Genomic DNA, 6,428 nt, shown 5'->3' with positions numbered 1-6,428 from the left:
GGCTGACCGGAACCGGGGCCGGGGCGGCTGGCGACGCGGCCGCACCGGTCGCGGTGGGGAACAGCCGCAGGCCGGCGCCGATCGCGGCCGCGCCATCGGCGCCGACCGCGCCGAAGGGCATGACGGCGGGCCGGCTGTCGCCTGGGCCCTTCTGGGCGGTCGCAAGATCCGGCGCGGCGATCAGGCCGATCAGCGCGGCGGCGGTGGTCAAAAGGCGTCGAGACATGCTGCACGTCCCTGCCGGACATTCGATGCGATCAAGGATCGGCCCGCGCGGCGCCGAGTTCAAGCACCGCGCCCGTCGCGACGCATCGCGGCGTGAAGGATTTCGGCGCCGGATCCGCCGGGTCGGCCCTTCGCCCTGCCGATGATGCGCTCATCGGCAAGGCCTGGCCGCGTTACTCGAAGCGGGCAGCTTCCTCGAAGGCCAGGCGCGGGTTGCGGGCGAACAGGCCCTCCGGGTCGCCATAGCCGAGATTGACCAGGAAATTCGACTTCCAGCGCGTCCCGGCGAAGAACAATTCATCGACCTTGGCGTTGTTGAAGCCGCTCATCGGACCAGCATCGAGGCCGACCGCGCGCGCCGCGAGGATCAGGTAGGCGCCCTGCAGCGAGCCGTTGCGGAAGGCGGTCTGCTCGGCGAAGGACGGGCTGGAGGTGAACCAGGACTTGGCGTCCGGCGAGTGCGGGAACAGCACCGGCAGCTTGTCATAGAAGTCGAGGTCGTAGGCGACGATGACGGTGACCGGGGCGTTCATGGTCTTTTCCATGTTGCCGGCGGACAGCGCTTCCTTGAGCTTCGCCTTGCCTTCCGGCGTGCGCACGAAGACGAAGCGGGCGGGGGAGGCGTTGGCGCTGGTCGGCCCGAACTTCAGCAGCTCGTACAGCTCGTGCAGCTTGGCATCCGGCACCGGGCGGTCCTGCCATTTGTTCTGCGTGCGGGCCTCGCGGAACAGCTGGTCGAGGGCGGCGGCGTCGATCGTCTCATGGGCCATGGTGATGTCCTGAATGTCGAAGGGTCGATGGCACCGCATATGACCGATGGCCGCAATCCCGCCAGGGGGCGCGGCCGATGGCGGCGATCAGGGATGTGAATGATGGGTATGGGGCCGGCCCCTTGGCCCGATGCGGCGCATCGGGCCAGGAGCGCAAGGCGCGACCGCGCCCAGACCGTCAGCCGCCGACAGCGCGCCAGAGCAGGGCGCGAAGGCAAGACGGCCGGATGGCCGGCGCCCGCCGTCTGAGGGATCAAGCAAAATCTCACCGACGGTCGCCCGAGGCGACCGTCGGGTATCAGGCCTCGACCTGCTCCACCGCGACCACTTCGGGGACGTAGTGGCGCAGCATGTTCTCGACGCCATGCTTCAGCGTGGCGCGGGAGGACGGGCAGCCCGAGCACGCGCCCTGCATGCGCAGCCGCACGATGCCGTCGCGGAAGCCGAAGAAGGTGATGTCGCCGCCATCGCCGGCGACCGCCGGGCGGACGCGGGTGTCGAGCAGTTCCTTAATCTGCGCGACGATCTCCTCATCGGCGGGATCGAAATCCGCGCCATGCTCGCCATCGGCCTCGCCGTCTTCCATCACCGGCATGCCGGACAGGAAATGCTCCATGATGGCGCCGAGGATGCGCGGGCGGAGCATGGTCCAGTCGGCATCGTCGGTCTTGGTGACCGTGACGAAGTCGGCGCCGAGGAAGACGCGCGCGACATCACCCACCAGGAAGACGCGCTCGGCGAGCGGGGAGCGTCCGGCGGCCTCGGCGGCCGCGATGAAGTCGGCGGTGCCGCGGTTGCCGAGCACGTCGCGCCCGGGCAGGAACTTCAGCGTGGCGGGGTTGGGGGTCGCTTCGGTCTCGATGAACATGGCGATGTTCCGGGTGTGATCATCAATCCCGACCTATGTGGTCCGGAATCCCCCGGGGCGCAACCTTCGAGCAACCGGTGCCTGCCACGCCGCCAGGGCATCCCTGGTGCCGCGGGGCCCGGAAACCCAGGTTGACGCCCTGCATCGAACCGGAAGCGCACAGCGCGACCGCGCCCCGACCATCAGTCGCCGCCAGCGCACCAGTGCAGAGCGCGAAAGCCAAGGCCCGCGGATGCGGGCCGCCCGGCGCTTGGGGGTCAAACAAAAGCGGCCCGAGGCTGCGGCCTCGGGCCAGGAGCGCAAAGCGCGACCGCGCCCAGACTGCCCGTTGTCGCCCGCGCACCAGTGCAGGGCGCGAAGGCAAGCCGCGCGGATGCGCGGCGCCCGCCGTCCGAGGGCAGAAAAAAGACTCACGTGATCCGCTGGAGTTCCTTCTCGTCCAGCGTCCCCGGCACCAGCGTCATCGGGACGGTCAGCCGGCTGGAATAGCGGCCGGTCAGCGCGGTGATCAGCGGCCCTGGCCCGCCACCGCCCGGCGCCATGGCCAGCACCAGGATGGAGATGCGGGGGTCCTCCTCGAGCAGCTTCAGCAGCTCGTCGCGCGGCTCGCCCTCGCGGATGATCAGGATGGGGAAGCCGCCGGTGATCTCATTCACCTCGGCGGCGAGGGCGGAAAGCATCTTCTCTGCCTCCTCCCGCCGTTCCTCCTGCATCATGACGCCGACGCCGGCCCATTCGACCAGGCCGACGGGTTCGACGACGCGCAGAAGCGCCACGCGCCCGCCGCCCTTGCGTGCGCGCAGGCAGGCATAGCGCATGGCCACCGCGCGTTCGGGGCTGTCATCCACCACGACCAGGAAGATGCGGTCCCGCTTGGCGGCGGTGGCGGCTGCGGCGGCTTCCTCGCTTCCGGGCATCGCGAACCTCAGTTACGGCGGAACATCACGCTGCCGAACCACCCGGCGAGGGCGGCCAGCAGGATGCAGACCACACCATAGACGACCGGCGCGGTGCGCGCGACGTAGGCGATCGACGCCGCCGTGCCGACGCGATCGACGCGCAGGTACAGTTCCTGCCGCGCGACGATCCGCCGTTCGCGCACCAGCAGCACCTCGACGCGGTAATCGCCCGTCTGCACGGTGTCGGGGAAGGACACGCGGGCGCTGAACAGCCGCCCGCCGGCGACGTTGACCGGGGCGGCGTATTCCTGCCAGCGGCCATCCTGCTGCTTCAGTTCCAGCAGCGCGGCCCGGAAGGCGGGCGCCTGGCTGCCGCTGGCGCGCAGCGGCAGGGAATCGAGGCCAAGCCGCCCGGCACGGCGGGTATCCTCCGGCAGCACCTCCCACACCGGGCGGGTGGCGGCGATGGCATAGAAGCCCGGCACCTCGCGGAACACCGCCGAGGGGCCGTTGAGCCAGAACCCCAGCACATTGACCTTGCGCCGCACCACCGTCGCCTGCGACGGGCCCCAGGCGACGACGACCACGTCGTCCCCGCTCTCAGGCCCGATCAGCCGTTCGGTCGCACCGAAGACCATGACGGAGGATCCGGTGAAGCCGGTGGTGATCTCGACCCGGTCGGTGGAGAGGTCGGCGGTGAGCTGCGGGGTATTCGCCGCCGCCGCCGCTGCCTGCGCGGCGGGGGCGGCCGGGGCCTGGGCCTGGGCCGCGCCGGCGAGCGCGAGCAGCAGCACCAGCCCACGCGCCGCGGCGCGGATCACGGTGCCGGCCCGATGGCGAACAGGTTCTCCGGCGTGCGCACCAGGTCGTAGAGCAGCCCCAGCGCCACCGACAGCACCAGCATGCCGAGCAGCGCGCGCGTTTCCTCCCCGCGCAGCTTCGTGCCCATCGAGGCACCGAACTGCGCGCCCACCACCCCGCCTGCCAGCAGCAGCAGGGTCAGCACGATATCGACGCTGCCCACCTGCACCGCCTGCAGCAGCGTGACGTTGGCCGAGACGAAGACGACCTGGAACAGCGAGGTGCCGATCACCACCGAGGTCGGCATGCCGAGCAGGTAGATCATGGCCGGCACCAGCATGAAGCCGCCGCCCACGCCCATCACCGCGGACAGGATGCCGATGCCGAAGCCGACCAGCAGCGGCGGCACGACGGAGATGTACAGGCGCGACTTGCGGAAGCGGATCTTGAAGGGCAGGCCGTGCAGCCAGGTGTGTTCATGCGCCTTCGCGGCGGCCACGCCGGTCCGGCGGCGGCGCAGGATGGCGCGCACGCTCTCGCGCACCATCAGCACGCCGACGGAACCGAGGATGACGACGTAGAAGATGGCGACCGCAAGGTCGACCTGGCCGGCCTTGCGCAGGATCGCGAATAGCTGGACGCCGAGCGCCGAGCCTACGAAGCCGCCGACCAGCAGCACCACGCCCATGCGCGCATCGACATTGCCGCGCCGCCACTGCGCCATCAGCCCGGAGACCGAGGCACCAAGCGTCTGGTTCGCCCCCGACGCCACCGCGACGGGGGAAGGGATGCCGATCAGGATCAGGATGGGCGTCAGCAGGAAGCCGCCGCCGACGCCGAACAGGCCCGACAGCCAGCCCACGCCAAAGCCGATGCCCAGCAGCAGCAGGCCATCCACACTCATTTCGGCAATCGGCAGGTAGACCTGCAACGCGTCCGGGCCTCGATAGCAACAGAGCTTCGTCCAGCGGGGTTTGAACCCCGCGGGCCGAAGCGACAAGGCATAATCGACCGGCTGCGAGGCAGGATTGCGGCAGCAGCCCGGGCCGAACGCCGCGACGCCGATGGAGGCACTGTTTGTTACCGCCGCATTCGGCGCATTCTGGCGCCCGGCACCAGGGCGCGGCATTCCTCCCCGGCGCCGGACGTCCCGAACGCGCTTCACGAGGCACCGACCATGATGCTGACCCGTCGTCTCCTGCTCGGTGCCGCGCTGGCCGCGCCGGCGCTGCGCCCCGGCCTCGCGCAGGCCGCGCACCGGCTGCGGCTGGTGCATGTGAACGACTTCCACAGCCGCCATGAACCGGTGGCGCGCGCGACCGGCGCGGCCTGCCGGCCGAACGACCCCTGCCTCGGCGGCTCGGCGCGGCTCGCCGGCGCCATCGCCGCCGCGAAGGCCGAAGCGCAGGCGGATGGGCGCGGCGTCGTCGCGGTGGATGCCGGCGACGAGTTCATGGGCAGCCTGTTCTATACGCAGCATCGCGGTGCGGCCGAGCTCGCGGTGATGAAGGCCTGGGGCTGCGAGGCGATGACCTTGGGCAACCACGAATTCGACAATGGCGCGGCGAACCTGGCGCGCTTCGTCGCGGGCGCCGATTTCCCCATCCTCGCATCCAACATCGACACGCGCGCCGAACCCGAACTCGACGGCAAGCTGCGCCCGTGGTGGGCGACGATGCGCGGCGGTGCGCGCATCGCCTTCATCGGCGTGACGACGCCCGAGACGCCGCTGCTCTCCTCCCCCGGGCGCAACCTGCGCTTCACCGACCCGGCCGAGGCCGCCGCCCGCGCCATCGCCGAGATCCGCGCCACTGGCCCCGCGACGATCGTGCTGCTGTCGCATCTTGGCTACGGGCATGATCGGGCGATCGCCGCACGGGTGCCGGGGATCGACATCATCGTCGGCGGCCATTCACACACGCTGCTCGCCAATGAACCCGATGCCGACGGGCCCTTCCCGGTGCTGGTCGATGGGCCGGACCGCAGCGTGCGCATCGTGCAGACGGGGGCCTATGGGCGGTTCCTCGGCATGCTCGACCTCGATGTCGCGGCGGATGGGCGCCTGGTGGCGATGGGCGGCGGCTGCGCGCCGATCGGCGCCGCCTTCCCCGAGGATGTCCGCGTCGCGGCCATGGTCGCCGAATTCGCCCGGCCGCTGGCGGAAACGCGCCGCCGCGTGGTCGGCACGCTGCCGGCGGCGATGGGCAATGCGGAATGCCGGCGCGGCGAATGCCTGCTGGGCAATCTGGTGGCCGAGGCGATGCTGGCCCGCGCGCCGGGGGCGGAGATCGCCGTCACCAATGGCGGTGGGCTGCGCGCCGGGCTGCCGGGCGGGCAGGTGACCTATGGCGATGTGCTGACCACGCTGCCCTTCGGCAACACCGTCGCGACCATGGGGCTGCGCGGGGCGGATGTGCTGGCGGCGTTGGAGAACGGCCTGTCGCAGGGTGCCGACACCGCCGGGCGCTTCCCCCAGGTCGCCGGCATCCGCTTCGTCTGGGACCCCGCCGCGCCGCCGGGCAGCCGGGTTCGCATGGCCGAGGTGGCGCAGGGCAGCGCCTTCGTCGCGCTCGATCCGGGGCGGGTCTATCGCGTCGCGACCAACGACTTCATGCGCCGCGGCGGCGATGGCTACGCCATGTTCCGCGACCGCGCGCTCGATCCCTATGACGGCGGCGTGCTGGTGGAGGAAGCGTTGGCCGAGGTGATCGCGGAAGGCCGGGGTGCGGCCATGACGCTGGATGGGCGGATCACGGCACGCTGAACAGCCGCGGAATGATCCCTTGTGGCCTGACCGGACAGGTGCGCTAGCGTACCTGTTGCGGAACCGGGTTCCGTGTTGACGACATGGAAGTGGGAGTTGAA

General features: G+C 70.8%; 7 protein-coding genes. 1 reads left to right on the top strand and 6 read right to left on the bottom strand.

Annotation, left to right across the window (positions count from 1 at the left end; all coding sequences use genetic code 11):
* The 6 genes from AC2YHJ_RS20805 to AC2YHJ_RS20780 all read right to left on the bottom strand — a co-directional run.
* Positions 1–226: hypothetical protein (locus AC2YHJ_RS20805; RefSeq protein ID WP_487398087.1), on the bottom strand; the 226-nt coding region annotated here is incomplete at its 3' end.
* A 172-nt stretch (positions 227–398) separates the two neighbouring features.
* Positions 399–995 (bottom strand): malonic semialdehyde reductase, encoded by a 597-nt coding sequence (locus AC2YHJ_RS20800; RefSeq protein WP_487398086.1) that lies wholly within the window; start codon positions 993–995, stop codon positions 399–401.
* Positions 996–1,293: 298 nt separating this feature from the next.
* The gene (locus tag AC2YHJ_RS20795; RefSeq protein ID WP_487398085.1) at positions 1,294–1,863 is read right to left on the bottom strand and encodes a NifU family protein; all 570 of its coding nucleotides are present in this window, start codon (positions 1,861–1,863) and stop codon (positions 1,294–1,296) included.
* 410 nt (positions 1,864–2,273) lie between these two features.
* A complete protein-coding gene (locus AC2YHJ_RS20790; RefSeq protein ID WP_487398084.1) occupies positions 2,274–2,780 on the bottom strand; it encodes a universal stress protein in 507 nt (168 codons plus the stop codon).
* 8 nt (positions 2,781–2,788) lie between these two features.
* Positions 2,789–3,583, bottom strand: coding sequence for a TIGR02186 family protein (locus tag AC2YHJ_RS20785; protein WP_487398083.1), 795 nt, complete (start codon positions 3,581–3,583; stop codon positions 2,789–2,791).
* Positions 3,580–4,467, bottom strand: a complete 888-nt coding sequence (locus AC2YHJ_RS20780) for a sulfite exporter TauE/SafE family protein (RefSeq protein ID WP_487398082.1) — start codon at positions 4,465–4,467, stop codon at positions 3,580–3,582. The genes AC2YHJ_RS20785 and AC2YHJ_RS20780 overlap by 4 nt, the downstream gene beginning before the upstream one ends.
* A gap of 273 nt (positions 4,468–4,740) precedes the next feature.
* Here AC2YHJ_RS20780 and AC2YHJ_RS20775 point away from each other — a divergent pair, with 273 nt between their 5' ends.
* Entirely contained in the window at positions 4,741–6,327 is a 1,587-nt protein-coding gene (locus AC2YHJ_RS20775) for a bifunctional metallophosphatase/5'-nucleotidase (RefSeq protein WP_487398081.1), read from the top strand.
* Positions 6,328–6,428: the final 101 nt, after the last annotated feature.

It is taken from the genome of Roseomonas sp. SRI_022, assembly GCF_057586215.1.
This window is presented reverse-complemented; position numbering and strand designations above follow the sequence as displayed.

What these genes read in the sequence shown, in the direction of transcription:
- AC2YHJ_RS20780 (WP_487398082.1), bottom strand. Translation starts at nt 4,467, where the DNA reads ATGAGTGTGGATGGCCTGCTGCTGCTGGGCATCGGCTTTGGCGTGGGC.
- AC2YHJ_RS20800 (WP_487398086.1), bottom strand. Translation starts at nt 995, where the DNA reads ATGGCCCATGAGACGATCGACGCCGCCGCCCTCGACCAGCTGTTCCGC.
- AC2YHJ_RS20795 (WP_487398085.1), bottom strand. Translation starts at nt 1,863, where the DNA reads ATGTTCATCGAGACCGAAGCGACCCCCAACCCCGCCACGCTGAAGTTC.
- AC2YHJ_RS20790 (WP_487398084.1), bottom strand. Translation starts at nt 2,780, where the DNA reads ATGCCCGGAAGCGAGGAAGCCGCCGCAGCCGCCACCGCCGCCAAGCGG.
- AC2YHJ_RS20775 (WP_487398081.1), top strand. Translation starts at nt 4,741, where the DNA reads ATGATGCTGACCCGTCGTCTCCTGCTCGGTGCCGCGCTGGCCGCGCCG.